Source organism: Rhodococcus sp. WY5 (assembly GCF_018588185.1).
GTDB classification, from domain to species: domain Bacteria; phylum Actinomycetota; class Actinomycetes; order Mycobacteriales; family Mycobacteriaceae; genus Rhodococcus_F; species Rhodococcus_F qingshengii.
Map to the genome: position 1 here is coordinate 4,750,464 of NZ_JAAMPR010000001.1, position 25,760 is coordinate 4,776,223.

The 25,760-nt window shown below is 63.2% G+C and carries 25 protein-coding genes and 1 pseudogene; 7 read left to right on the forward strand and 19 right to left on the reverse strand.

Features of this window, described 5'->3' with window-relative positions; genetic code table 11:
- Nucleotides 1-2: 2 nt before the first annotated feature.
- The 6 genes from rbfA to rimP all read right to left on the reverse strand — a co-directional run bounded on the left by rbfA (nt 3) and on the right by rimP (nt 6,282).
- On the reverse strand, nt 3-482 hold the full coding sequence (gene rbfA / locus G4D79_RS21875; RefSeq protein ID WP_003942248.1) for a 30S ribosome-binding factor RbfA: 480 nt from the start codon (nt 480-482) through the stop codon (nt 3-5).
- A gap of 310 nt (nt 483-792) precedes the next feature.
- Complete coding sequence (locus G4D79_RS21880) at nt 793-1,083, reverse strand: DUF503 domain-containing protein (protein ID WP_003942205.1); 291 nt, start codon at nt 1,081-1,083, stop codon at nt 793-795.
- A gap of 113 nt (nt 1,084-1,196) precedes the next feature.
- Nucleotides 1,197-4,130: a translation initiation factor IF-2 gene (infB, locus tag G4D79_RS21885; protein WP_214514375.1), complete on the reverse strand. Its 2,934-nt coding sequence runs from the start codon at nt 4,128-4,130 to the stop codon at nt 1,197-1,199.
- 108 nt (nt 4,131-4,238) lie between these two features.
- Entirely contained in the window at nt 4,239-4,589 is a 351-nt protein-coding gene (locus tag G4D79_RS21890; RefSeq protein ID WP_019748063.1) for a YlxR family protein, read from the reverse strand.
- A gap of 44 nt (nt 4,590-4,633) precedes the next feature.
- Complete coding sequence (gene nusA / locus G4D79_RS21895; protein WP_003942738.1) at nt 4,634-5,665, reverse strand: transcription termination factor NusA; 1,032 nt, start codon at nt 5,663-5,665, stop codon at nt 4,634-4,636.
- Nucleotides 5,662-6,282 (reverse strand): ribosome maturation factor RimP, encoded by a 621-nt coding sequence (gene rimP, locus G4D79_RS21900; RefSeq protein WP_050655155.1) that lies wholly within the window; start codon nt 6,280-6,282, stop codon nt 5,662-5,664. Before rimP ends, nusA begins: the two co-directional genes overlap by 4 nt.
- A gap of 271 nt (nt 6,283-6,553) precedes the next feature.
- Here rimP and G4D79_RS21905 point away from each other — a divergent pair, with 271 nt between their 5' ends.
- Complete coding sequence (locus G4D79_RS21905; RefSeq protein ID WP_042450877.1) at nt 6,554-7,003, forward strand: hypothetical protein; 450 nt, start codon at nt 6,554-6,556, stop codon at nt 7,001-7,003.
- Entirely contained in the window at nt 7,000-7,455 is a 456-nt protein-coding gene (locus G4D79_RS21910) for a ferritin-like domain-containing protein (protein ID WP_080726667.1), read from the forward strand. The genes G4D79_RS21905 and G4D79_RS21910 overlap by 4 nt, the downstream gene beginning before the upstream one ends.
- A gap of 53 nt (nt 7,456-7,508) precedes the next feature.
- Here G4D79_RS21910 and G4D79_RS21915 read toward each other — a convergent pair whose 3' ends face one another.
- Nucleotides 7,509-8,933 (reverse strand): MFS transporter, encoded by a 1,425-nt coding sequence (locus G4D79_RS21915; RefSeq protein ID WP_214514376.1) that lies wholly within the window; start codon nt 8,931-8,933, stop codon nt 7,509-7,511.
- Between the two features lie 83 nt (nt 8,934-9,016).
- Between G4D79_RS21915 and G4D79_RS21920 the strand changes: the two genes are divergently transcribed.
- The 3 genes and pseudogenes from G4D79_RS21920 to G4D79_RS21930 all read left to right on the forward strand — a co-directional run bounded on the left by G4D79_RS21920 (nt 9,017) and on the right by G4D79_RS21930 (nt 11,072).
- On the forward strand, nt 9,017-9,652 hold the full coding sequence (locus G4D79_RS21920) for a TetR/AcrR family transcriptional regulator (RefSeq protein ID WP_003942694.1): 636 nt from the start codon (nt 9,017-9,019) through the stop codon (nt 9,650-9,652).
- 93 nt (nt 9,653-9,745) lie between these two features.
- Nucleotides 9,746-10,242: pseudogene (locus G4D79_RS21925) on the forward strand (nuclear transport factor 2 family protein).
- Nucleotides 10,239-11,072, forward strand: a complete 834-nt coding sequence (locus G4D79_RS21930; RefSeq protein WP_214514377.1) for an SDR family NAD(P)-dependent oxidoreductase — start codon at nt 10,239-10,241, stop codon at nt 11,070-11,072. Before G4D79_RS21925 ends, G4D79_RS21930 begins: the two are co-directional and overlap by 4 nt.
- On the opposite strand, the gene G4D79_RS21935 is transcribed toward G4D79_RS21930, so the two are convergent.
- Both G4D79_RS21935 and G4D79_RS21940 read right to left on the reverse strand, forming a co-directional pair.
- Nucleotides 11,034-11,990 carry a DMT family transporter gene (locus G4D79_RS21935; protein WP_007735024.1) on the reverse strand — a complete coding sequence of 319 codons (957 nt, stop codon included), beginning with the start codon at nt 11,988-11,990 and terminating at the stop codon, nt 11,034-11,036. The two genes, G4D79_RS21930 and G4D79_RS21935, sit on opposite strands and share 39 nt — an antisense overlap.
- A gap of 91 nt (nt 11,991-12,081) precedes the next feature.
- Entirely contained in the window at nt 12,082-13,374 is a 1,293-nt protein-coding gene (locus G4D79_RS21940; RefSeq protein ID WP_374223445.1) for an MFS transporter, read from the reverse strand.
- A 159-nt stretch (nt 13,375-13,533) separates the two neighbouring features.
- Between G4D79_RS21940 and G4D79_RS21945 the strand changes: the two genes are divergently transcribed.
- Entirely contained in the window at nt 13,534-13,959 is a 426-nt protein-coding gene (locus tag G4D79_RS21945) for a pyridoxamine 5'-phosphate oxidase family protein (RefSeq protein ID WP_003942732.1), read from the forward strand.
- Between the two features lie 75 nt (nt 13,960-14,034).
- On the opposite strand, the gene G4D79_RS21950 is transcribed toward G4D79_RS21945, so the two are convergent.
- The 5 genes from G4D79_RS21950 to G4D79_RS21970 form a co-directional block, all read right to left on the reverse strand.
- A complete protein-coding gene (locus G4D79_RS21950; protein WP_214514378.1) occupies nt 14,035-14,814 on the reverse strand; it encodes a nuclear transport factor 2 family protein in 780 nt (259 codons plus the stop codon).
- Nucleotides 14,811-16,541, reverse strand: a complete 1,731-nt coding sequence (locus G4D79_RS21955; protein WP_007735018.1) for an acyl-CoA dehydrogenase family protein — start codon at nt 16,539-16,541, stop codon at nt 14,811-14,813. The genes G4D79_RS21950 and G4D79_RS21955 overlap by 4 nt, the downstream gene beginning before the upstream one ends.
- Before the next feature lie 58 nt (nt 16,542-16,599).
- Entirely contained in the window at nt 16,600-17,259 is a 660-nt protein-coding gene (locus G4D79_RS21960; protein WP_021343988.1) for a rhomboid-like protein, read from the reverse strand.
- 22 nt (nt 17,260-17,281) lie between these two features.
- Entirely contained in the window at nt 17,282-17,953 is a 672-nt protein-coding gene (locus G4D79_RS21965; protein WP_042450748.1) for an O-methyltransferase, read from the reverse strand.
- A 79-nt stretch (nt 17,954-18,032) separates the two neighbouring features.
- Complete coding sequence (locus G4D79_RS21970) at nt 18,033-19,778, reverse strand: proline--tRNA ligase (protein WP_042450750.1); 1,746 nt, start codon at nt 19,776-19,778, stop codon at nt 18,033-18,035.
- Between the two features lie 55 nt (nt 19,779-19,833).
- Here G4D79_RS21970 and yaaA point away from each other — a divergent pair, with 55 nt between their 5' ends.
- Nucleotides 19,834-20,577: a peroxide stress protein YaaA gene (gene yaaA / locus G4D79_RS21975; RefSeq protein ID WP_007735009.1), complete on the forward strand. Its 744-nt coding sequence runs from the start codon at nt 19,834-19,836 to the stop codon at nt 20,575-20,577.
- 12 nt (nt 20,578-20,589) lie between these two features.
- Here yaaA and G4D79_RS21980 read toward each other — a convergent pair whose 3' ends face one another.
- From G4D79_RS21980 to G4D79_RS22000, 5 genes are all read right to left on the reverse strand, one after another.
- Nucleotides 20,590-22,098: a YdiU family protein gene (locus G4D79_RS21980; RefSeq protein ID WP_214514379.1), complete on the reverse strand. Its 1,509-nt coding sequence runs from the start codon at nt 22,096-22,098 to the stop codon at nt 20,590-20,592.
- A 35-nt stretch (nt 22,099-22,133) separates the two neighbouring features.
- On the reverse strand, nt 22,134-22,562 hold the full coding sequence (locus G4D79_RS21985; RefSeq protein ID WP_007735005.1) for a CBS domain-containing protein: 429 nt from the start codon (nt 22,560-22,562) through the stop codon (nt 22,134-22,136).
- 80 nt (nt 22,563-22,642) lie between these two features.
- Nucleotides 22,643-24,139, reverse strand: coding sequence for an MFS transporter (locus tag G4D79_RS21990; RefSeq protein ID WP_003942680.1), 1,497 nt, complete (start codon nt 24,137-24,139; stop codon nt 22,643-22,645).
- 11 nt (nt 24,140-24,150) lie between these two features.
- Nucleotides 24,151-25,377, reverse strand: a complete 1,227-nt coding sequence (gene cobA / locus G4D79_RS21995) for a uroporphyrinogen-III C-methyltransferase (protein WP_007735001.1) — start codon at nt 25,375-25,377, stop codon at nt 24,151-24,153.
- Nucleotides 25,374-25,757 (reverse strand): cobalamin biosynthesis protein, encoded by a 384-nt coding sequence (locus G4D79_RS22000; RefSeq protein WP_007734999.1) that lies wholly within the window; start codon nt 25,755-25,757, stop codon nt 25,374-25,376. The genes cobA and G4D79_RS22000 overlap by 4 nt, the downstream gene beginning before the upstream one ends.
- Nucleotides 25,758-25,760: the final 3 nt, after the last annotated feature.

Consider the following 25,760-nt stretch of genomic DNA (forward strand, 5'->3'; position numbering starts at 1 on the left):
CGTCAGTCGGCTTCACGAACATCTGGCGACGCCTCGTCTTCGTCCGAAGCCACTCGCGGCTCCTTGTACGGATCTGCATCTCCGGCCGGCTGTGCATTCTCACGCGCCTTGGCGACCTCGTCGTCGGCGGCCTTGGCACGGGCCAGCAGTTCTTCCATATGACGCGCGGTGTCGGGAACGGTATCGGCGACAAACGTCAGAGTCGGTGTGAAGCGAACTCCGGTTCCGGCACCGACCTTCGAGCGCAGAACACCCTTGGCCTTCTCGAGACCTGCGGCGGCGGCTTCCACATCGGGTGCGGAATCGACCTTCTCGCCCATGACTGTGTAGTACACCGTCGCGTCGTGCAGATCGTTGGTGACCTTGGTGTCCGTGATGGTCACGAATGCGAGTCGCGGATCCTTGATCTCGTGATCGATCGCGGTCGCGACGATGGTTCCGATACGCTTTGCCAACTTGCGTGCCCGGGCTGGATCTACCATGACTGTCAGTCTCCTCTACCTGGCCACTCGAATCGAGGTGACTCGATCGATCAAAGTTCTGGTTAACAAGAATTATTACCGACAACAGTCTCGTCCATCGGCTACCCGGCAACCAAATCACCATCGGTAGAGGTCTTCGACCACGAGCCACCGCCGCCAGGGCCGTCGTCGATCTCCACAGTTGTCGCATGCGTCGAGCGTGAGCACAAACACCGCCACCGTTGGTCCCGAAGCCACCGAATCCCTTGCCGACGAACTCGATTCGGTACGCCGTCTGGAAGCGTGGCTCATCGACACCGCCCGATGACGCTCAGTCTTCCGGGCCGAAGATTCGCCTTCGCACAGCCAGCAACTGAATCTCCGGACGCTCGGCGACCGCCCGCTCACAATGATCGAGAACGTCGTGCAGGTGATCGACGGACGAACTGACCACACCGACGCCCACGAGCGCACGACGCAGGCGTCCCTGCTCCCCCGCCTCCGCTGCACTCACACCGAATCGACGGAGTTCCGTCAGGATCGGCGACAGCATCGAACGCTTTTCCTTGAGTGAGTGGACATCGCCGAAAAGGATGTCGAACTCCAGTGCCCCTACAAACATTTTCCCCCTAGACAGAGCCGAATGGACTCTCTCGGACTTGTATGTTCAAGTCCGAGAGAGTCCATGTCAGCTAGTACTCACGTGCGTCCGCCCCAACGCCCGTGTCGACATAATCAGTCGCGCGGCTTCTCGCGAAGCTCGTAGCACTCGAGAACGTCACCGATCTTGATATCGGAATAGGTAACGGTCAAACCACATTCGTAGCCTTCGCGAACCTCGGTAGCGTCTTCCTTCTCCCGCTTGAGCGAGGAGATGGTGACCGTCTCGGCGATGACCTTGCTGTCGCGGATGAGACGTGCCTTGGCGTTGCGACGGATGCTGCCTGAGGTGACCAAGCAACCGGCAATGTTGCCGATCTTGGACGAACGGAACATGGCGCGGATCTCTGCCTTGCCCAGCTCGACCTCTTCGTACACCGGCTTGAGCAGACCCTTGAGTGCCTTCTCGACCTCGTCGATGGCCTGGTAGATCACCGAGTAGTAGCGAATGTCGACGCCCTCGCGGTTCGCCAGCTCCGTTGCCTTGCCTTCGGCGCGGACGTTGAAGCCGATGATGATCGCGTTGGACGCAGCAGCCAGGTTGACGTTGGTCTCCGTGATGCCACCGACACCGCGGTCGATGACGCGCAACTGCACCTCGTCGTCGATCGGAATTCCGAGGAGAGCCTCTTCGAGGGCCTCCACGGTTCCCGAGTTGTCACCCTTGAGGATCAAGTTCAGCTGTGAATGTTCCTTCAGAGCTGCATCGAGATCGTCGAGGCTGATGCGCTTACGACTCTTCGCTGCAAGCGCGTTGCGCTTACGTGCGTTGCGACGGTCCGCGATCTGACGAGCGATACGGTCCTCGTCGACCACGAGCAGGTTGTCGCCTGCACCGGGGACCGACGTGAAGCCGATGACCTGCACCGGACGTGAAGGCAGTGCCTCGTGGACGTCCTGACCGTGCTCGTCCACCATGCGGCGGACGCGGCCGTAAGCATCGCCGGCAACGATCGAGTCGCCGACCCGCAGCGTTCCGCGCTGAATGAGCACGGTAGCGACGGGGCCGCGGCCACGGTCGAGGTGCGCCTCGATGGCAACACCCTGAGCGTCCATGTCCGGGTTGGCGCGCAGATCCAGGGAAGCGTCGGCCGTCAACAGCACTGCTTCGAGCAGTGCGTCGATGTTGAGACCCTGCTTCGCCGAGATGTCGACGAACATGGTGTCTCCGCCGTACTCCTCGGCCACCAGTCCGTACTCGGTGAGCTGCTGCCGGATCTTGTCCGGGTTCGCGCCTTCCTTGTCGATCTTGTTCACCGCGACCACGATCGGCACGTCGGCCGCCTGGGCGTGGTTGATCGCTTCCACCGTCTGCGGCATGACGCCGTCGTCGGCTGCGACAACAAGGATCGCGAGGTCGGTGGCCTTGGCACCACGAGCACGCATGGCCGTGAAGGCCTCGTGACCCGGGGTGTCGATGAACGTCACGAGACGCTCGTTGCCCTCGAGCTCGGTCAGCACCTGGTAGGCACCGATGTGCTGCGTGATGCCGCCGGCTTCGCCCTCACGGACATTCGCCTTACGGATCACGTCGAGCAGACGGGTCTTACCGTGGTCGACGTGGCCCATGACGGTGACCACAGGCGGACGGGACTCAAGGTCCTCTTCTCCGCCGGCGTCCTCGCCGTAGGTGAGGTCGAAGCTGTCGAGCAGCTCGCGGTCCTCGTCCTCCGGGCTGACGACCTGCACGACGTAGTTCATTTCGCCGCCGAGCAGCTCCAGCGTCTCGTCGTTGACCGACTGAGTTGCCGTGACCATCTCACCGAGGTTGAACAACGCCTGCACGAGTGCTGCGGGGTTCGCATCGATCTTGTCCGCGAAGTCCGACAGCGATGCGCCGCGAGCGAGACGGATGGTCTCACCGTTGCCGCGTGGCAGCCTGACGCCGCCGACTGCGGGAGCCTGCATGCTTTCGTACTCGGCGCGCTTCGCCCGCTTCGACTTACGTCCACGGCGAACTGCTCCCCCGGGACGACCGAATGCACCTGCCGCTGCGCCGCGCTGACCGGGACGGCCACCGCCGCCGGGACGACCGCGGAATCCACCGGCCGGAGCTGCTCCACCGGGAGCACCTGCACCAGCACCGGCGCCGGGAGCGCCGCCGCCGCGGTATCCACCGCCGCCGCCGCCCGGACGACCACCGGGAGCGCCACCGGGACGACCCGGACGTCCGCCGCCACCGGGCGCGGGACGAGCGGAACGAGCAGGCATTGCACCCGGGTTCGGGCGAGGAGGCATGGAGCCGGGGCTGGGACGGGGTCCGCCCTGACCTGCAGGCGGACGGGGTCCACCCTGGCCGGGAGCCGGACGGGGACTGCCCTGACCCGGAGCCGGACGAGGTCCACCCTGACCGGGAGCCGGACGGGGACCGCCCTGACCCGGAGCCGGACGAGAACCGCCCTGACCTGCGCCCGGACGCGGTGCGCCGGGAGCCGGACGAGGTGCCGGACGCTCGGCGGGTGCCGAGGAGTACGGGTTGTTACCGACGCGAGGTGCCTTCGGTCCCGGACGCGGTCCGCCGGGCTTCGCGCCGGTGGACGGTGCGGCCGGAGCCGGTGCCGACGCTGCGGGAGCAGCCGGAGCCGGACGTGCCGGCTGTGCTGGTTTCGGAGCGTTGAACGTCGGTGTGGGGACCGGCGCTGACGGTGCTGCCGGAGCAGCGGCTGCGGGAGCCGCGGGGGCTGCCGGGGCCGGAGCTGCGGGAGCAGCCGGTGCGGGTGCGGCCGGCTTGGGGCCGGGACGCGGTGCGCCAGGCTTTGCAGCCGACGGCGACGGTGCGCCGGGCTTTGCCGCGGGGCGAGCCGCCGGAGCGGCTGCGCCGGTCTCGGACTTGGTTTCTGCTCCGCCTGCCGACGGGAATGACTCCCGCAGACGACGGGCGACGGGCGCCTCCACTGTGGATGACGCAGACTTCACGAACTCGCCTTGCTCCTTGAGCGTTGCGAGTAGTTCCTTGCTGGTGACACCGAGTTCTTTAGCCAACTCGTGCACGCGGGCCTTGCCTGCCACTGCTCTCCTCACTGATGAGGTCGAGCAGGAGGCATCCCACAGATGTGGGTCCCGCACGACCTCGGGTTATCGCCGATGGACGTTCATCGTTGGTGCTTCACGGTGTGCTCATGAGTGCTTGTGCCTGTTCTTCTCGAGAGGTACTGCTTTTGTGTGAACTGCGTCGACCAGCTGGTCGACAGCGGACGTGTCCAGATTTCCGGACACTCGCAGTGCTCTGCTGAATGCTCGGCGCCGCTCTGCCAGGCTCAGACAACTCGGATCCAGGTGCAGCCATGCACCTCGACCGGGGAGTCTTCGCGATACGTCGGGGACGAGCGGGGAACCCTCCGGCCCCTGCTCACCAACCACGACCCTCAACAGATCGACAGCCGACCCTTGTTCCCTGCATCCCACACACGTTCTGACCGGCGAACCGGGTTTCACGCGCGCAGAATCCGAGGACTCACGTCGAACCATTGTCCACTCTACCGCCGAACCGTCTCGATCACTGCATTCCACTGTTATCCGTTGGACGTGGCGGGCCGGTCGGACGCGTCGCCAACGGGTGCCGCATCGCTACGAATGTCGATACGCCAACCCGTCAACCGCGCAGCCAGGCGGGCATTTTGACCCTCTTTTCCGATGGCCAACGAAAGCTGGAAATCGGGCACGATGACACGGGCCGCACGAGCCTCGGGATCGACGACAGTGACGGAGACCACTTTCGACGGGGAAAGTGCGTTGCCCACAAACGTCGCGGGATCTTCGTCGAAGTCGATGATGTCGATCTTCTCCCCCGCGAGTTCGCTCATGACGTTGCGGACGCGCTGACCCATCGGGCCGATGCATGCACCCTTTGCGTTGAGCCCCTGCACACGTGAGGCGACGGCGATCTTGGAACGATGCCCCGCTTCGCGCGCGACGTTGATGATCTCGACGCTGCCGTCCGCAATCTCTGGAACCTCGAGTGCGAACAACTTGCGAACCAGGTTCGGGTGGGTCCGCGAGAGGGTGATCTGTGGGCCGCGGGCTCCGCGAGCAACCCCGACGACGTAGCACTTGATGCGCTCACCGTGCTCGTAGTTCTCGCCGGGAACCTGTTCTGCAGGCGGCAACAATCCTTCGGCGCCATTGGATTCGCTGCCGATTCGGACGACGACCATTCCGCGGGAATTCGCACGCGTGTCACGCTGAATGACACCGCCGACGATTTCACCCTCATGGGTCGAGAACTCACCGAAACTGCGCTCGTGCTCGGCGTCGCGCAGACGCTGCAGGATGACCTGGCGTGCGGTGGTCGCCGCGATGCGTCCAAATCCCTCGGGAGTGTCGTCCCACTCCTCACCGATCATGTTGCCGTCGGCATCGGTGTCGTGCGCCATCACTCGCACCGAACCGGTCTTGATGTTGACATCGATCCGAGCGTTCTGCTTGTGCCCCTCGGTGTGGCGGTACGCCGTCAGCAGCGCGGTCTGGATCGTGGCGATCACAGTTTCGATCGAGACACCTTTTTCGGCTTCGATCGCTCGCAACGCTGCAATGTCGATATTCACTTGTCGAACCCTTCTTCGTTTTCTACGTCTTCTAATTCTGCTTCGTCGTCTTCGACACTGTCCACGCCCGAGTCCTCGGTGAGGTCAACCGCATCCGAAGGAACTGCGCGCCCCTCCGGGATGCCGCCCGCGAGTTCCAACTCCGCCTCACTGGGCTTCGAGAACTCCACCTGAACTACAGCCTTCTGAACGTCGCCCAGTGCAATCTCGCGCACGGTCAGTCCGCCACGGCCACCGATGACAACTGCCACGGAATCGTCGTTCATCGTTCCGATACGGCCCACCACAGTCTCGCCGGCCAGATCGATTCGCGCTTTACGTCCGCGAGCCCGACGCCAGTGACGATCGAGCGTCAGTGGGCGGTCAATTCCCGGGGAGGTCACCTCGAGGGTGTACGGCGTTTCACCGATTTCCTCGAGGGTGTCGAAAAGTTCCGAAACGAGTCTGCTGATCTCCGCGGCGGCATCGAGCTCGATCCCGGCATCGCTGTCGACCATGATGCGCACCGCGCTGTGCTTGCCCGCACTGGTCACGACAACGTCGTCGACGTCGTAACCCTGGGCGTGCACGAGTTCGGAGATCAGCTCGATCACCCTCTCCCTGGATGGCACCGGCATCTCGCGAACTCCTCATTTCAGTTGTCGTCGATTGTCCGACTTGTGTCGACTGTCGACGTGGGCGGCTGCGAGCATGAAAAGACACCAGGTGCCACATGCTGCAAGCATCCAAGAGTACCGCTCATTGCGCGTCTCCGTGACCAGAGTGCCCGACGCACGTCACACTTGAACACGTGCCGCGGATTCGAACGATCGGCCGACCACCTGGCACGATGGACTGGTGCTGACGCCCATGACTACTACCCCACTCTCCCGGCGGAGTGCGCTCAAGATGACGGGAACAGCAGCGTTGGGCGCTGCTGCCTTCTCGTTGTCCGCCTGCACCGACAACGGCACAGCGGAGGCGGCTGCAGAAGTCGACCAGCTGACGGCCCAGGCCGATCGAGCCCGCTCCGACGCGGCAGCAGCAACCGCCGCCATCGCTCTTGCGCCGGACAAGTCGGCATCACTGACCACGATCAGCGCCGAACGCACAGCGCATGCACTCGAACTCGACGCCGAGATTGCGCGAGCAGCGGGCAGCGGCGCCGCTACGACCACAGCGCCCCCGTCGACCTCGGTCGCAAACGCTCCTACGGGCGTCGAAACCTTGAGTACCTCGCTGGCCGATTCGGCGCGCAGTGCCGCGGATCTCGCTCGGACGATGTCCGGCTATCGCGCGGGCCTGCTCGGTTCGATCAGCGCGTCGTGCTCGACTCAGGTTGCGGTGTTGCTTCCGTGATCACTTCGCACACCCGTCGATCCGAGAGTTCTGCCTTGCTGACCGCAATCGAATCAGAGAATGCTGCGATCTTCGCTTACGGAGTGGTTGCCGCGTTTTCGAATCCTGCCCGTGTCAACGAGGTTGCCACGCACACAGCAGCGCACCGCGCACGACGTGATGCGCTGGTTGCCCTGTCGACCGACGCGGGCGTGACCCCGCCGACAGCCGCGGCAGCTTACGAGATCCCGTTTCCGGTGACGGACGCCGTTACCGCGGCACAACTGGCAGCACAGATCGAATCCGACACCGCCGTGACCTACCGGGCATTCGTCGAACAGGTCGATACCGACCAACTCCGCACGTTCGGAATCGACGGCCTGACCGATGCGGCTATCCGCGGCGCCGGATGGCGGTCCGCGCTGGGAACCGCTCCGGCCACCTCAGCGTTCCCGGGGGACCCGGCTTCGTAACTGCTGTGCGCCTTTATTAACCGCCGGAGGTTAATAAAGGCGCACAGCAGTGCTCAGGCCTTGCGATGCGAGGGCACGAACCACGCCGCGACAACCGCAACCAATACGAAGCAACCGCCGACGCGCAGTGCAGGTGTCAGCGCATCTCCGTAACCGAGGGGCGTGAGGGCACCGCCGGCGGCAAGGAAGACCGCAGTGAGAACCGCGATTCCCAGTGCAACACCGATCTCACGAAGCGTCGAGTTGGTCGAACTGGCCGTTCCGTGATCAGGCTCGTCCATGTCGACGAGTACCGCCGTCGAGCTCGGCGCGAAGGTCAAGCCCATGCCGATTCCCGCCATCAGTAGAGCCGGAACCAGCGACTCGTACGTCACGTCGGGACCGATCAACGCTGCCAACCAGAACAATGCTCCGGCCTGGAGCAACAGACCGGTCAGCAGAAGCGAACGGAGCCCGACCTTCGGCGCCAGAAAACCGGCGAGAGGCGCGAAGATCATCGGCGCTGCCGTCCACGGAAGCGTCCGCAGGCCTGCTTGGAACGGGCTGTAGCCCATCACGATCTGGAGGTACTGCGAGAGCAGGAACACCGCCCCGAAGATTCCGATCGAGAAGGTCAAGCCGATGACGTTCGCCATCGAGAAGCTGCGTGAGCGGAACAGACGTAGGGGCATGACCGGATGCGAGGTCTTCATCTCGCGAAGCAGGAACAGTGCCAACGCGACTGCGGAACCGACCAACGACGCAACTACTCCAAGCGATCCCCAGCCGTCGTCGTTGCCGTGAACGATCCCCCACACCGCCAGGAACACACCGAGTCCGGCGAGTGCGACACCGGGAAGGTCGAGAGGTTGTGTGCGACCGGTCGATTCACGCAACGCATACATCGCGAGAGGAACAGCGACGATCGCAACCGGCACGTTGATCCAGAAAATGCCCTGCCACGAGAACCCGTCGACTACCGCCCCACCGACCACCGGACCCATCGCGATCCCCAGGCCGGAGACGCCACCCCACACGCCGATTGCCATGGCACGCTTGGCTTCCGGTACCGCTGCCACGAGGAGAGTGAGTGAGAGCGGCATGATCGCGGCAGCGCCGGCGCCCTGAAAGGCTCGGGCCGCGATGAGCAGGCTTGGTGTCGTCGACAACGCCGAAGCAATCGACGCCGCCGTGAACAGCCCGATCCCGAATACGAACATCTTGCGGCGCCCCCACCGATCGCCGAGCGTCGTCGCCGAAAGCATCAGCGTCGCAAAGCAGAGCGTGTACGCATTCATGAACCACTGAAGTTGCCCGACGGACGCATTCAGCTCCTTCTCGATCACCGGCAGCGCGCTCGTCATCACGAGGTTGTCGAGGGTGGCCATGAACATGGGCAGAGAGGCAGCAACCATCGCTATCGCGATCGGAACCTTACGTCCTCCACTGCTTTCCGACCCGGATGCGGCGTCCGATCCGGACTTCGTCAAAACGGTCATCGTGATTCCTCGAGTGAAGGTGCCTTAAGGCATCGGATGATTACTTAAGTCGAAACTAAGCTATCCGGTGATAACGTGTCAACATGTCGATCGGTGCAGCTGAACCACGTACCCGCAGGATGAGCGCACCGGAACGTCGCGCGTTGGTCCTTGCCGCGGCAACGCGAGCTTTCGCAAAGGGTGGATACTCGGGGACCAGTACGGACGCCGTCGCCAAGGAAGCCGGTGTCTCGCAGCCCTACGTCGTGCGTATGTTCGGAACCAAGGCAGATTTGTTCCACGCAGTGTTCACGCGCGCGCTCGACGAAATCGTCCGCACCTTCAACGACAAATTGGATACGGTCACGATCGATCCGAGCAATCCGCAGTTCTGGGCCGAACTCGGATCCGCCTACGGCGAGCTGGTTCTCGACCGAGATCTACTGCTTGTCATGTTGCACGGCTTCGCCACCAGCACCGATGATGTCGCCGCCGTCTCCCGGAACGCCATGTCCGGCATCTACACCTTGCTGCGCGAGCGCACCGGTTGCACACCCGAGCAAGCGCGTTTGTTCATCGCGAACGGGATGCTGATCAACAATCTGCTCGCAATGATGGCGCCCGAACACGCCGAAGAAGATCCAGCCCTCGGCGAGCTCTGGGGCAGCGTCTTCAGCGACTCGACTGCGATCACGCTAACCGGCGACGAATCCTCGAGCGAAACCGACACCGATTCCTGACCGGTCACTGGGAAAAACTACACACATGTGACTGAGGACACCCTACAGTCGATCCGACATGTCTCCGGGAAACCCAGACGAAAAGGACCGACGTTGGATCTCGCACAACGCCTCGACGCGCTCGAACAGATCGAGGAAATCAAGAAGCTCAAGCACGGCTACTGGCGAGCATGTGATGCCAAGGATCCAGTTGGGTTCCGCAACAGCTTCATCCGTTCCGGAGCGTCGATCGACTACGGCCGCCTCGGCGCCTTCGACGACGCGGGGCCGATGGCGGACATCTTCGAGAAGATCGCTCTTCGCAAGGTCGACGGCCGGTACGCGGTCCTCGACATGCATCACGGATTGCATCCCGACATCACACTGACCTCGGAGACGTCGGCGGTGGGGCGATGGGCTCTGCAGTTCCGCCAGATCGACACCGTCGGGCGCACCGAGAAGTTGATGACCGGCGAATCGACGACAAGTACGTGATCGAGGACGGTACGTGGAAAATGAGTCAATGCCATTTCACGGAGACGTGGTCGATCACCACTCCCCTGTCCCCGGACGCTGACATCGTCGAGGGTTCGTTGGGTGGGCCGCGATGACGACGAACGGAAAAGTTGCGCTCGTAACCGGTGCCAGCCGGAGCGTCGGCAAGGGCATTGCCCTCGCGCTGGGAAGCGACGGATGGACGGTGTACGTGACGGCACGAGGAACCGTCGGCGCCGACGGCCCACTCGATCGCACCGCAGCCGAGATCACCGAGCGCGGTGGTCACGGCATTGCCGTGCAGTGCGATCACGGCGACGATCAGCAGATCGTCAACCTGTTTGCCCGCATCGCCGAAGAGCGGTCAGGCCGCCTCGATCTTTTGGTCAACAACGTCTGGGCAAACCCGGCGGGTTATGCAGGCTTCGCCGATCCGTTCTGGAAGAGGCCGATCGACGATTGGGATTCGCTGATCGGAATCGGACTGCGCGCCCACTACGTTGCTTCGGTGGAAGCGGCGAAGTTGATGGTTCCCCGGGGCAGTGGAGTGATCGGCAACATCTCGTCGTTCGGGACCCGCGGGTACCTGCACTCTGTCCTGTACGGGATGTCGAAGGCAGGTTTGGACAAGATGGCCGCGGACATGGCTGTCGAATTGAAGGGGACCGGCGTCACCGCACTTTCCTTCTGGCTCGGGTTGATCCGCAACGAGCGGATGGAGGCGAGTGGGATCGAGAGCTTCGAAGGCTTCTCACTGGCCGAGGCCGAAACCCCGGAATTCGTCGGCCAAGTCATCACTGCATTGGCCAACGATCCAGAAGTGAACGCGCGCAGCGGTCACACACTGATCACCGCCGAGACGGCCGTCGAGTACGGAATCACCGACGCCAACGGGAAACAACCGGCGTCACACCGCAGTGCCTTCGGTGGCGGCCCGCTTTTCTGATTCATCAGTAGCAGTGGTCGCGTCGCGTGCCGGCACAGCACGCGGCGCTGCCACTCGCGCCTTCAGGGCAAGCCAGGCACACCCGATGACGACGACACCGCCGGCCACGATCGAGGGTGACAACGTCTCACCGAGTATCAGCGCCGACCAGGCAATGCTGAGCACCGGTTGAACCAACTGTGTTTGGCTCACAGTGGAAATGGGACCGATCGCCAGACCCCGGTACCAAGGAAAGAACCCGAGAAACATACTCACGCATCCCAGGTAGGCAAACGAAAGCCACGAATTCACATCGGCAGAGACCGGAGCCTGGGCCATGGACGCCACCGTCAACGCAATCGTGACCGGCAGTCCGAGAATCAATGCCCAGGCAATCGTCTGCCACGACCCGATCTCGCGGGCCAGCAACGCACCTTCCGAATATGCCAGCGCTGCACACACAACCGCGGCGAACAGAAGAAGATCAGCGAGATGAAACGAGCCGAGTCCGCCGTTTGCAATCGCCACGAACCCTACGACCGATACCGCGCCGGCGGCGCTTGCCCACCAGAATCCCTTACTGGGACGCTCTTTTCCTCGGACGACCGCAAATACCGCGGTCGCAGCGGGAAGTAGCCCGATCACGACTGCCGCGTGACTCGCCGGCGATGTCTGCAACGCAAACGTGGTGAACAGTGAAAACCCCAGTACCGCACCAACAGTCACGAGTGCGATGCGCAACCACTGCCGAAGCGTCGGAAGCGTCGCGCGAGTAACCGACAGCATCACAATCGCAAGGGCCCCGGCAACGACGGCGCGGCCCGCACCGACGAACAGGGGGTCGAGATCCGCGACGGCGACCCTCGTGAGCGGAACGGTGAACGAGAACGCCAGCACACCGAGCAAGCCCCACCACAAACCGGATCGAGACGATGGCATCGGTAGCGGTTCCTGCGGCGCGACGATAGCGCTACTCTTCATACTCATGTTTTACGATAGCAGTAGCACGCCAACCAGCGAAACTGGTATTTCAGGTGCGCACCCGTGTGCAGGAGATAGAAATTGCTCCGAGCAGTCCGACGAGCGCGAAAGCGTAGAAGCCCCACGGCACGGCGTAACCCGCACCCAGGAGGACTCCGCCCAGGATCGGGCCACAGATCGCACCGACCCGGCCGACACCTGCCGACCATCCGAGCGCGGTCGCGCGAATCTGAGGTGGGTGATTGGCGCTCGTGAAGGCGTAGACCAGTACCTGCGCGCTGAATACGAAGCATCCGGCGAGGAAGACCATCACGTAGATTCCGAACGACACCTTCACACTCAGAAGCGCCAGGAACAGTGCAGCTCCGGCGAACCACACGATGGCTGCAGTCCGCGGGCCGATCTTGTTCGCGACGCCCCCGGCGATCAACAGCCCGACGACGGCGCCGGCATTGAGGATCAGAAGGAACGTCAACGACGCCCCGAGGTTGTAACCGGCCTCACGCATGATCGTCGGAAGCCATGTGTTCAATCCGTAGACGAGCAGCAAGCCCATGAAACTGGTGATCCAGATGGCGATGCTGTTGCGCAAGAACTTCGAAGAGAACAGTGCGCGAACGGGATTGGCGGCTTCGGCGCACTCAACTTCGGACGTGGGCGCAATCTCGAGTTCGACTCCGTAACGGGCAGCGATTTCCTCGGCTTCGGCACGCTTTCCGTGAGCGAGAAGGTACGACGGGGATTCCGGCAGATACCGCAACATGAGTGGAATCAGGGCGACGGCAGGAAGTGCGCCCACAACGAACATCGCTCGCCAACCGAAAGGTTCGATCACGACGAGCGCCAGCGCTGCGGTGGCAACGGCGCCGACGTGGTAGCCGGTCATCAGCATGGTCGACGCAGATCCACCGCCTTGTTTCTTCGAGAATTCGTTGACCAGAGCCAATGCCGTCGGTAGGGCGCCACCCAGCCCCACACCGGCAAGGAAGCGCAGCAGCCCGAAGATGAACGGATTGGGCGCAATTGCGCACAACAGAGTCAGAATCGAGAATGCGGCAACGGCGTACAGCAGCGCGCGGCGTCGACCGATGACGTCGGTGAGAGTGCCGATGACGAGGGCGCCGATGGTCATGCCGATGAGCCCGAAGGTCGAGATCATCGTAATCGTGCCGGTACTCAAACCCCACGCGTCGTAGTCGAGAAGCGAAGGAATGACCGCGCCGAGTACGACCAGGTCGAATCCGTCCAGAAGCACAGCGATCCAACACAACGGTGCTACCCACATTGCGGCACGCGCCCCAGGCGAACCGGTGATTGAACTCGACTGCGTATGTGCGGTCATCGGATCCTCGACATTCACTGCTTGTGGGCGTTCGCGACCGGTTGGGATCCAGTAGTTCGGATCGAAACGTGTTCGCATTGCGAACGCCTATTCATAATGAGCACATCGATTGTGTACGGAGTCACAACGCCATGTCAAACGTCGCGGTAATCTCGAGGAATGGCACTCTCCGAAAATGAGCGTGAACAGTTCCTGGCCGAACCCCACATCGGGGCGCTGTCCGTGGCGGACGGCACCGAGCGCGGTCCGTTGACCGTCCCGATCTGGTACCTGTACTCACCCGGTGGCAAACCATGGATCCTCACGGGCAAGGATTCGCGAAAGGCACGACTCATCGAGTCGGCCGGGCATTTCTCGTTGATGGCCGAAAGGCTCGATCCGACAATCCGTTACGTCAGCGTCAGCGGATCCGTCGACAAGATCGTTCCGGGCACCGACGAGATGCTGGTCGAAGTCTCGCGGCGTTACCTGGCTCCGGACAAGGTCGACGGGTATCTCGAATTCGCGCGATCGCAGTTGGGCGAACAGGTAGCGATCTACATGAATCCGCAGCACTGGCTGTCTGCGGATCTCGGGGCGATCTGACAATTCTCAGAAAAGCGAAGGCTCGGCGCGCCGGAGTGGCGCGCCGAGCCTGACCTGCATGTGGAGGGCTCTATGTCAGCTCTCGGTGAAGAAACGCACCCGATTGAGTCGATGACCGCTCGCCTCGAAGCCGAACAATGCGATGGCCGGTTCCCCGCACACGATGACGCTCGCCGTCACGGTGCGACCGGCAACCAGCATCTTGCTCTTCGTCACGCCGGTGAGCAGAGCGTTGACATCAGCGTTGGACAACTGCGTCCCCGCCGGAAGCTCGACGGGTGCCGGCGGCGTTCGGCCGACAGCGGCCGCATCGAGGAACCGCGACGCTGCCTTCTTGCCTTTGTCTCCGACGCCGAAGATGCCGCGCGAGAACCCGAGCGCCCCGCCGATCCCCTGGTTCGAGAGCAACTGCGGCGTCAACTTCGCGGCCGCCTTCACCCCCGCCACACCAGCAGTCGCGAGCTGGCTCAACATCGTCGCCAATTCCCAATGCGCGTAGAGGGTTCCGATCCGCAAGGAATCGGGCTCCCCCACCAAGTCGTAGCGCAAGTGCATCGGAACGTCGAGAACGACTCCGGTCGACATCTCGGTAGCGAGGCTCAGATCGCGCCACACCGTCCGGCCGCACACGATGTCGCGCTCGACATGGAAGGTGATCGAATTGGGGGCGATGAACGTGTCGTAGAAACTCTCGATCGCCGCCTGACCGTTGTGCGGACGTGAACCTACAGGGTCGTTGACCTGTCCGTCGCCGGCAAACAGGGCCACCCAGGTCGAGCGGTCATGCGCGCCGACGGCTTTCGGGGATCCCTCCACGACGGCCATCAACTGCTCGCGCGTCACCGGCGCGGTCATGCGCGCATCTCGTATGCACCGTCGTACGCCTTGACCTGCTGCCACACCCGGTCGAAGCGTTCACTGTCGACAACAGGCTTCCGCACCGCGGCCAGGGCCCACTTCTGCTGCTCGGGTGTCGACGACGGCTTTCCGTGCAGCGCGATCGCGTATCCCGAGAAGTCACGAATCTGGAAGTCGAAGATCTGATCGACAACGTCGGCGTCGAGCCCGCTGATCTCGGCCTGTTCGAGAATCAGATGACCGTAGACGACGAGAGAGAACAGGTGCCCGACGTTGAGCATGAAATCGAGATCCTTCTGCTGCTGCGCGTCCGGCGCTGCAGCAGTGAGCAATTCGGTGAGCGCGATCGCCTGCTCGTAAAAACGGGCGACGTTCGGAATCGAAGAGTGCTTCTCGTAGACGGGCTTCCACTCGTGGAACTGAATCTTCGCAGCGCCGCGGGTAGGCCCCTGGTTCCAGAAGAACTCGTCGTCGGCGGCGTCGTCGCGCGTGACGATCTCCGGGAACTGCGCCGAGTTGAACAGATAGTTCGGCAAGAACTTGAGAATCAGGCCGACGTTGACGTGGACGGTGCCCTCGAGCTTGGGCAGCGTGCCGATCATCTGCGCTGCCTCGCGGAAGTACGTTGACTTCTCGTATCCCTTGGCTGCGATCACATCGTGCAGCAACCCGACCACCTTCTCACCTTCGGAGGTGACCTTGGCCTTGGTCATGGGATTGAACAGCAGGTAGCGACGGTCCTCGAGGCTGGCGCTGCGGAAGTAGTCGACCGCCCGCGCACTGAACTGCTTCATCGCGATCAGACGTGAGTACGCGTCGACGAAGGCGGCGCGAACGTGGGCAAAATCCGTGACGGGATTGCCGTACAGAATTCGATTCTGCGCGTGAGTGATTGCCTCGAAGAACGCATGCTCGGTGATGCCGATGGAGCCGGTGCAGAGGTTGAACTTTCCGACGTTGACCGTGTTGAGCGCGGCCTCGAATGCGGCGACGCCGGTGTGCAGAATGTCTTCCTCGCGCACCGGGTAATCGTCGAGGCGGAAATTGCTGACATACATCTGCCCGCGCAGGACGTTGTCCACGAGCTGATAGTTCGGATGTGCACTGTCGGCGACAAAGAACACGTAGCCTTCGGGGCCCTCGACGTCGGTACGACGCCCGAACACAGACACCATTCCGGCTACGTTGCCGTTTCCGATGTAGTACTTCTCGCCGCTCGCGCGGAAGGCGACGTCGCCGTCGGTGGGAGTGAGGAGCATGTCGGTGGAGTACACGTCGGCGCCGTGGTCGCGCTCGGACAGCCCGAACGCCATGACACCACCGTCGGCAAGTTCCTGCGCTGCACGCTTCTTCGCAGCGTCGTTGTCACTCATCCAGATCGGTCCGAGTCCGAGGATCGTGACCTGCCAGGCGTACCAGTAAGCGAGTCCGTAAAAACCGAAGATCTCACTCAAGGCCGCGTTGCGGGCACCGTCCCAACGACGGTTCTCGTCACCGTCGGCGAATGCCGCCGGAGTCTGGAACGTCGCGAACAACTTCTCCTTGCCGACGAATTCGAGAAAGTCGGAGACCCACACGGCGTCGAGGTCGTCCTGAAGCAGTTGCTTCTTACCGCGGCTCTCGAACCATTCGATGGTGGCTCGCAGCAAACGGCGGGTCTCCGGATCGAACTGAGCGGGGTCGTAAGTATGGGGGTTGAAGAGCAATCCATCGGTGCCAGACACGTCATTACCTTTCGTCGATGACGCTAAACTACCAGCGGGTAACTTTCCGCGGTGCGATTCATGGAAGACCTGCGATTCTTCGCGAATGCCACAGGTCCATCGGATTCCACGTGCCCGCCCGAGCACGGGTGATCGGGTAGCACGCCAACCCGAGCAACAACGCAGACATGTGGCCGATGGCGGTGAAATTGGTGGCGAAAATCAGAGGTACACCGTAGAAGAGCAACAGCCCCGCGAGATAGACGTATCGCCACGGATCGACGATGCGGTACACCAGAATCCCCATGATGCCGGCCAGACCGTAGCTCACACCCACGTCGAGAGTGTTGACCGCCGACTCCGCCACGTATCCGTGCCGAATACCTTCGTACAGAACACCTTCGCTGATGTACGTGGCTCCGACGTGGGCGATGACGACAACACACAGCCACCGCCACGTCCCGAGCCAACGCTCAGCCGTTGCATGAAAGATGGTGAAGAGAACCAGGTATCCCAACCAACCGCCACCTTCGAGCCAGAAGGCACTCGAGAACAGGACTCGCAGCGGGTCTTCGGCCAGGTGATGCAGATTGGTCGAGCGCTTGCCGAGAAAACGCTCCTCGACATTGTCGGGCAGATGCCGAAGGAAGAGCGTGGTGAACAGCAGGGCCAGCAACCAGACGTAGGTACCGGGAGCACTGCGCACCCATCGCCATGCCGCCTTTGCTGCCCCCAGCATCCTCACCGCTTCGAGTCTGCGCTCACTCGTTCACTACTGCAACGGCAAACCCGTCCCATCCCTTCGAACCCACGGTTTGAATGGCGGTGCCGTCGAGTTTCGGCTCGGCCGCGATCATCTCCAACACCGCTCGACTCGCTTTGACGCGCTCGTCGTCGATATCCGGGTTGGACACATGTCCCCCACGCACCACGTTGTCCACGATGATGACGGTTCCGGGATGCGAAAGGGCCAACGCCCACCGCACGTACTCGGTGTTGTTCTCCTTGTCGGCGTCGATGAAGACCAAGTCGAAAGGTCCCAACTCTTCTTTCGCGATCAACGGGAGACTGTCGAGCGCAGCGCCGACGCGGATGTCGACACGGTCAGCCAGTTCGGCACGCTCGATATTCGCCCGAGCGACATCCGCATGGGTGGGATCGAATTCCAGCGTGATGACCTGGCCCGAGGGACCGACCGCGCGAGCGAGCCAGATCGTGCTGTATCCGCCGAGCGTTCCGATCTCGAGAACATTGCGCGCCAAGCACATTCGCGCCAGAAGGTTGAGGAGCTTGCCCTGGTTCGGCGCCACGTCGATGGGCGGGAGACCTGCCTCGGAATTGGCGGCGAGTGCCGCGTCGAGAACCGGATCTTCACCTACCAACGTGGAAACGAGATAGCCGTCGACTTCTGCCCAATCCGGTTCGCGTTCCATAGCCACGATTGTGGCAGAAAAGAAGGGCCGCCGCAGACACCTCGGAAGGTGACTGCGGCGGCCCGGACAGCTATTCGAATCAGCCGCGAACTGCGGCGATGATCTCCTCGATCGCTGAATTGGCGTCGATCTCACGGCTCTCGCCGGTGAAGCGGTCGCGAATCTCGACCTTGCCGTCGGCCCAACCACGGCCGACGACAACGATCAGCGGAACACCGATCAGCTCGGAGTCCTTGAACTTCACGCCCGGCGATGCCTTGCGGTCGTCGAGGATCACTTCGAGTCCCGCGCGGTCGAGCTGCGCGGCGAGGCCTTCGGCGCCTTCGCGAGCGGTCTCGTCCTTGTTCGCAATGACGAGGTAAACGTCGGCCGGTGAGACCTCAGCGGGCCAACGCAGACCCTTCTCGTCATGGTGCTGCTCGGCAATGACGGCCACCAGACGCGAGACGCCGACGCCGTACGAACCCATGGTCGGGCGGACGGGCTTGCCGTTCTCGGCGAGGACGTCGACGGTGAAGACGTCGGTGTACTTGCGGCCGAGTTGGAAGACGTGCCCGATCTCGATACCGCGAGCCGAGACCAGCGTGCCGGCTCCATCGGGAGAGGCGTCGCCGTCACGAACCTCGGCGGCTTCGATGGTTCCGTCAGGGGTGAAGTCGCGACCGGCAACGAGGCCGACCACGTGCTTGCCGTCTTCGTCGGCGCCGGTGATCCAGCTGGTGCCGTCGACGACGCGCGGGTCGACAAGGTAGCGAACTCCGTTGGCCTGCAGCGCCTTCGGGCCGATATAACCCTTGGCCAGGAACGGGTTGTTCTTGAAGTCGGTCTCGGTGATCATCACGAACTCGGCCGGCTCCAGCGAAGCCTCTAGGCGCTTTTCGTCGACCTCACGGTCGCCGGGGATGCCGATGCCGAGAAGTTCCCATTCGCCGCCGGGCAGGCGGGTCTTGACCATGATGTTCTTGAGAGTGTCGGCGGCGGTCACGGTACGGCCGAGATCAGCGCCGTTCGCCCAGTCCACCAGGGTGTCGATGGTGGGTGTGTTCGCGGTGTCGTACACCTTGGCTTCGGGCAGCCCGTCAAACGGAATCGAGTCGGGAACAACAGTCTTGACGGCCTCGACGTTGGCGGCGTAGCCGGATTCGAGGCAGCGCACGTAGGTGTCTTCGCCGATCTCGCTCTCGGCAAGGAACTCCTCGGACGCGCTGCCGCCCATCGCACCGGAGGTCGCCGAGACGATGACGTACTTGACGCCCAGACGCGTGAAGATCTTCTCGTAGGCACCGCGATGCGCCTGGTACGACTCCGTCAGGCCTTCGTCGGTCAGGTCGAAGGAGTAGGAATCCTTCATGAGGAACTCGCGGCCACGCAGAATGCCGGCACGCGGACGCTCTTCGTCGCGGTACTTGGTCTGCACCTGGTACAGGGTGACCGGGAAGTCCTTGTAGGAGTTGTACTCACCCTTGACCGTCAGAGCAAAGAGCTCCTCGTGGGTCGGGCCGAGCATGTAGTCGTTGCCCTTGCGGTCCTTGAGGCGGAACAGGTTGGGGCCGTACTCGGTCCAGCGGTTCGACGCTTCGTAGGGATCGCGCGGGAGCAGCGCAGGCAGCAGGATTTCCTGTCCGCCAATTGCATTCATTTCTTCACGGACGACACGCTCTACCTCGCGCAGCACCCGCAATCCCAGCGGCAACCACGAGTAGACGCCTGGAGCGATACGACGCACGTAGCCGGCACGAACCAGCAGTTTGTGGCTGGCAACTTCGGCGTCCGAGGGATCGTCACGCAGGGTACGCAGGAACAGGTGGGACAGACGGGTAATCACGAGGTGTAAGGATAGTCGCCGCAGTCGGCCGAGCGGGCCTCGGTACGGTTACAGCGTGCTTGTACTGCTGCCTCCCTCAGAAACCAAGTCCGACGGCGGCAAGGATGCGCCCCTCGATCTGGCCGAACTGTCGATGCCCCAGTTGACCGAAACGCGCGAATTGCTGGTTCAGACGCTGGTCGATCTGGCCGCTGACGTCGAGGCGTCGTGCGAAGCGCTCGGGCTCGGCCCGACGCAAGCAGACGAAGTGGAGCGCAATGCCAAGCTGTGGGTGTCCGCGACGCGGCCCGCACTACAGCGCTACACCGGCGTGCTCTTCGACGCCCTCGACGCAAAGTCGTTCACCCGCGCCCAGAAGGCGAAGGCGCTCGATCGGATCGCCATTGGTTCCGCTCTGTTCGGTGCTGTCCGCGCAGGAGATCTGATCCCCGCCTACCGCCTCTCTGGCGGGTCCAAGCTGCCGGGGATGGGGACGCTGCGCTCGCTGTGGAAGCCGGAGCTGCCGAAGGCCCTGGCCGCCGAAGCCGACGGCCTTGTCATCGATCTACGATCCGGCACCTACCAAGACCTCGGACCGGTTCCAGACGCACTGATCGCAACGGTCCTCACCGAGAAGCCGGACGGCACCCGGACGGTGGTCAGTCACTTCAACAAGCACCACAAGGGTCTGCTCGCCCGTGCGCTGGTGGTCTCGCGCGCCGAACCGACCGATATCAAGGGTGTCGCGCGGGTGGCGTCGAAGGCCGGCCTGCGGGTGGAAATCGCGTCGGAGCGTGAACTGATCATCCTGACGGATTGATGGCTTCGTCTGTCAAGTGCCACAGAAGGTTTGGAATGTTTCGCTGAAAGACTGCGGAGCCGCCTCGGTGTAGTCGGTCCACTCGTCGCGTCGGTCGAATGGATGCGTGACAACCTCGAGCAGCTTCTCGAAGGGAACGAGGTCGCCGTCGGTCGCGGCGCGCAGGGCAGCATCGAGGTGATGATTACGCGGAAGGTACAGCGGGTTGACGCGATCCATCGCGCTCGCGGTCTCCGCGGCCCCACGCCCCTGCTCCGTCAGGGCCCTGTGCCACCGCTGCAACCAAGACGCGATGTGGTCCCGTGGCACGAGGTCGTCGAGGGGCGCCGAATTTCCACGCAATTCGTCGGCGAGTGCGCGGAAACTGCCCGTCCAATCAGCACCGTGTTCCGCCAACAACGTCAGCAGATCGTCGACGAGCGCCCGATCGACAAACGGCTGGGCCAGACCGAGCTTTTCCGCGAAACCGGCCGCATAGTGTCCCTCGTAGCGCTCGTCGAAGGTCTCGAGAACTGCCGACGCCGCGGAAATCGCATTGTCGGGTGCGGAATCGATCAGCGGCAACAGTGTTTCTGCCAAGCGCGCCAGATTCCACTTCAGTACAGCGGGCTGATTGCCGAACGCATAGCGGCCCCCGTGGTCGATCGAGCTGAACACTGCCGCCGGATCGAATGCGTCGAGGAAGGCGCACGGACCGTAATCGATGGTCTCTCCCGAAATTGTCGTGTTGTCGGTGTTCATGACCCCGTGCACGAAACCGATGAGCATCCACCTCGCCACCAGTGACGCCTGCGCCTCGACGACCGCCTCGAGGAACCTCAGATAGCGATTGTGTGTACCCGTTGACGGAAGTTCGGTCAGCTCCGGGTAGTGCCGGGCGATCGCGTAGTCGGTGAGCGGCTGCAAGACCTCGCCCTGCCGGGCCGCGAACTCGAAGGTCCCAACGCGTAGGTGACTCGACGCGATCCGTGCAAGCACGGCACCGGGTTCTGCGCCGTTGCGGCGAACGTCCCGTCCCGTCGCCACGACAGACAGCGCGCGCGTAGTGGGGACACCGAGGGCATTCATCGCCTCACTGACCAGATATTCACGCAGCATCGGCCCGACAACCGCGTACCCGTCGCCGCCCCGAGAGAACGGTGTGCGCCCGGAGCCTTTCAGATGCAAGTCCACTCGCTGCCCGTCACTGCTGACGAGTTCTCCGAGCAACAACGCCCGACCATCCCCGAGAATCGGTGCGTACCCACCGAACTGATGACCCGCATACGCCATCGCCACCGGCGTGGCCCCGACCGGCACCGTCGAGCCGGACAGGACGCCGATCCCGTCCACACTTCGCAGCGCTGCTACGTCCAATCTCAACGACGCAGCCAGCTGCTCGTTCACCACGAGCAACTGCGGGTCAGGGGCGGCAGCACCTTGCCACGGCACCGTCAGAGCGCCGAGTTCGTCGGCGAACGTGCTCTCGAGGCAGGCCACGATGGTGACCGTGTCTGCTGTGGATTCCTGGAATGCGGCCATCACACGAGAGTAGTCACCGTGCGACAACCTATCGATCAGCCCTGATCGATGTACGACTCGAGCTGATCGCGTTCGCTCTTGAGCTCGTCGATGCGGCTCTTCACCACGTCGCCGATACTGACGATGCCGAGGAGGTTGCCGTCCTCGATCACCGGCAGATGCCGGATTCGACGCTCGGTCATGATCGCGGCAATGCTGTCCACTGCGTCTGCCGGAACACACGTGTACATCAGAGCGGTCATGACCTCGGAAACCTGGATCCCGAGAAGGTCCGGGCCACGCTCGTGCAGGCGTCGAACGACATCGCGTTCGGAGATGATGCCGACCACCGCGTCGTCGTCGACCACCACCATGGCTCCGATGTTGTGGCGGGCAAGATCGCACAGCAGCCCGTTGACCGTCGTGTGGGCGTCGATCGTGACGATGCTGTTGCCCTTGTTTCGCAATATGTCCGCGATCCGCATCACGGCACCCCGATCCGTCGAGACTCTCGGCACGTCCTGCAACGATCGTATCGGCTAGCGAAGCGGAAAAACAGGACTGATCAGGCGATTCCCTGAGCTGCCTTCTCCGCAGCCTGAGCCTGGGCTACCTGAGAAGGTGTGAACCTGATGCACAGCGCCGCGATACCGGCGAACACGGCGCAGACCGCGCAGCCCACAAGTGCGAAGGTGTACCCCTCTCCGAGTGCTATCAATTGCGCCGGATTCATGTCCGCTGCCTTGCCCGAAGTGCCGCCGAGCGAGAGCGTCTTGGACGTCGCCATTGCACCGATCACCGACAGCGCCAATGGTCCACCGAGCGTCTGGGCAACTTGGGAGATTGCGGTCAGCGGGCCGATCTCGGTCTCCGGGACACCGGCGATCGCGCACAGTGGCAAGGGCACCATCGCGAGGCCGATACCGAATCCGATCCCGATCACGGGCACGAACAAGTTGGCCAGGTAGGTGGAGTCGGAATCGAGAGTAGAGCCGTAGAGGAGTCCGACGATCATGATCACGACGCCGGTGAGGACCAGCCAGCGGGGTTGAACCTTCACGGCGAGCTTGGAAGCAACCGACGCGGCGGCGCCCAATCCGAACGCGAACGGAATGAACGCGATACCGGCACGCAACGGCGAATACTGCATGATGTCCTGCACGAACAGCGCGACGAAGGCCGTCATGCTGAACATCGCGCCACCGACGAAGAAGATGGCGAGGAACGTCGCGACACGGTTGCGATCGGCGAACAACGAGAAGGGCAAGAGCGGGTTGTCCGCAGTTCGCTCGACGAAGAGGAAGGCGGCGAGGGCGACCAATCCGGCCGCCAATGCCCCGATGACGGCGATACTCCCCCATCCCATTTCCGGGCCTTCGGTGAGAGCAAAAACAACACCGGTGCACCCGAGAGTCGCGAGGATCGCGCCGGGGACATCCAAAGCCAGACGCGTCTGATTCGTCTCGCGAAGGGCGCGGAACGCCATGCCGACGAGCGCGATGCCGATCGGGACGTTGATGAGGAAGATCAGACGCCACGACACCTCGGTCAATGCGCCGCCGATGATCAGACCGGCGATCGATCCGACGCCCGTCATGGCGGCAAAAATCGCGATGGCCTGATTACGAGCCGGACCCGCGGCGAAAGTCGTGGCAACAAGGGCGAAGGCAGTGGGCGACGCCACGGCTGCGCCGACACCTTGAAGCGCCCGCGCTGCGATCAACATGCCCTCGTTCAGGGCGAGTCCACAGAGCAACGACGCCACCGTGAACAGCGAGACTCCCGCGATGAACATCTTCTTGCGTCCGAACGCGTCGCCGAGCCGACCACCGAGGAGCATGAGCCCACCAAACGCAAGCGCGTAGGAGGTCAACACCCAGTTGCGGCCGCTGTCGCTCAGCCCGAGGTCGGCCTGCAATGGCGCCAGAGCGAGGTTCGCGACAGTACCGTCGAGCACCACCATCATCTGCAAACCACTCAGGACGATGATGGCAAGCCCGATGACTCGAGTCGCTACCGGGGCATTCGCCGAAGCGGTTTCAGATGTTGGGGAGTCAGACACAAGACTTCACGTTACCCAGCGTCGACGGAAAAGCCCGCGACCGGCCCGATCACGATGATCGCCGGAGGCTTGATCTCCTCGTCCTTGACGCGCTGAGCAACGGTCGCCAGATCGGCCCGAAGTTCACGCTGGGTGCGCAGCGTGCCCTCTTGGATGACGGTGACCGGCGTGGTTGCCGGGCGTCCACCGTCGACGAGTGCCTTCGCGAACTGATCGATGCGCTCGACCGCCATGAGCAGCACGATCGTGCCGCGCAACTTGGCCAGCGCCGACCAGTCGACCAGCGAATCCGGATGATCCGGAGCCACGTGCCCACTGACGACGACGAACTCGTGGGTGACCCCGCGGTGGGTGACCGGGATGCCTGCGGCCGACGGGACGGAGATCGCGCTCGTGATTCCGGGCACTACGGTCACCGGAACGCCGGCAGCGGCACACGCTTCGAGTTCTTCGTATCCCCGTCCGAAGACGTACGGGTCCCCGCCCTTGAGGCGGACCACGAACTTGCCTGCCTTCGCGTTGTCGATCAGCGCGGCGTTGATGGCCTCCTGAGCCATGGCACGGCCGTACGGGATCTTCGCGGCGTCGATCACCTCTACGTCCGGACCCAGTTCGGCGAGCAACTCCGGCGGAGCCAATCGGTCGGCCACGACGACGTCGGCGCGGGCGAGCAAACGGCGTCCGCGCACGGTGATCAGATCGGGATCACCGGGGCCACCACCGACGAGAGCAACACCCGCAGCGGCAGGCTCGGCCGTATCGGCGAGCACGCCCGACTGAAGACCTTCGACGACGGCGGTGCGGACTGCTGCCGAACGGCGGTGATCGCCGCCCGCCAGAATTCCGATGCTCATACCGTCGTACTCGGCGCTGGCGGGAGTGACGGCGGTGCCGTGCTTCGCGTTGTCGGCGCGCACGCAGAAGATGTGGCGACGCTCCGCTTCGGCGACGATCGCCGCATTGGTTTCCGGCTCGTCGGTCGAGGCGATGGCGTACCACGCACCTTCGAGGTCGCCGTCGGCGTACGGGCGCTCTTCGACCGTGATCTGACCGGCAGTGGCCATACCTTCGACGGCTGGAGTGAACGCGCGACTGATGACGTGAACGCGGGCACCAGAGGCGACCAGCAGTCCGAGTCGGCGCTGAGCCACAGTGCCGCCGCCGAACACGACCACGCGTCGATCGGTCAGGTTGAGGCCGACCAGGTAGTTGGTCTCGTCTGCGGTGGACTCGCTCACTCGCACTCCGTTTCGTTGTCAGAATTGGTCAAGCTGGAGGGAACTTTACGGGCCGCGGCCACGGTCACTCCATCCCTGGCAGTCTTGGCCAGCACAAGTCGGCCGCCCCCGGACGCGAGGATCGCAGCCGCTTCCGCGACGCTTGCCGTTCCGACGGCGTTCTCGACGCGAGGCGATGGTGACGGAACTTGAACTCGCGCAAGTACGTCCGGGGCGAAACTCACAATCGGGACGTTCAGTTCATGGGCCGCTGTCAGAAGAGCCGAAGACTCAGCTTTTGCCGCCACAGTGGCGAGTACCACGATCTTCCCTTGCGCCGCCGGCACAGCCTTCACCGCAGCGACGATGTTCTTCGCGGTGACACTCGTCGTGAATCCCACGCC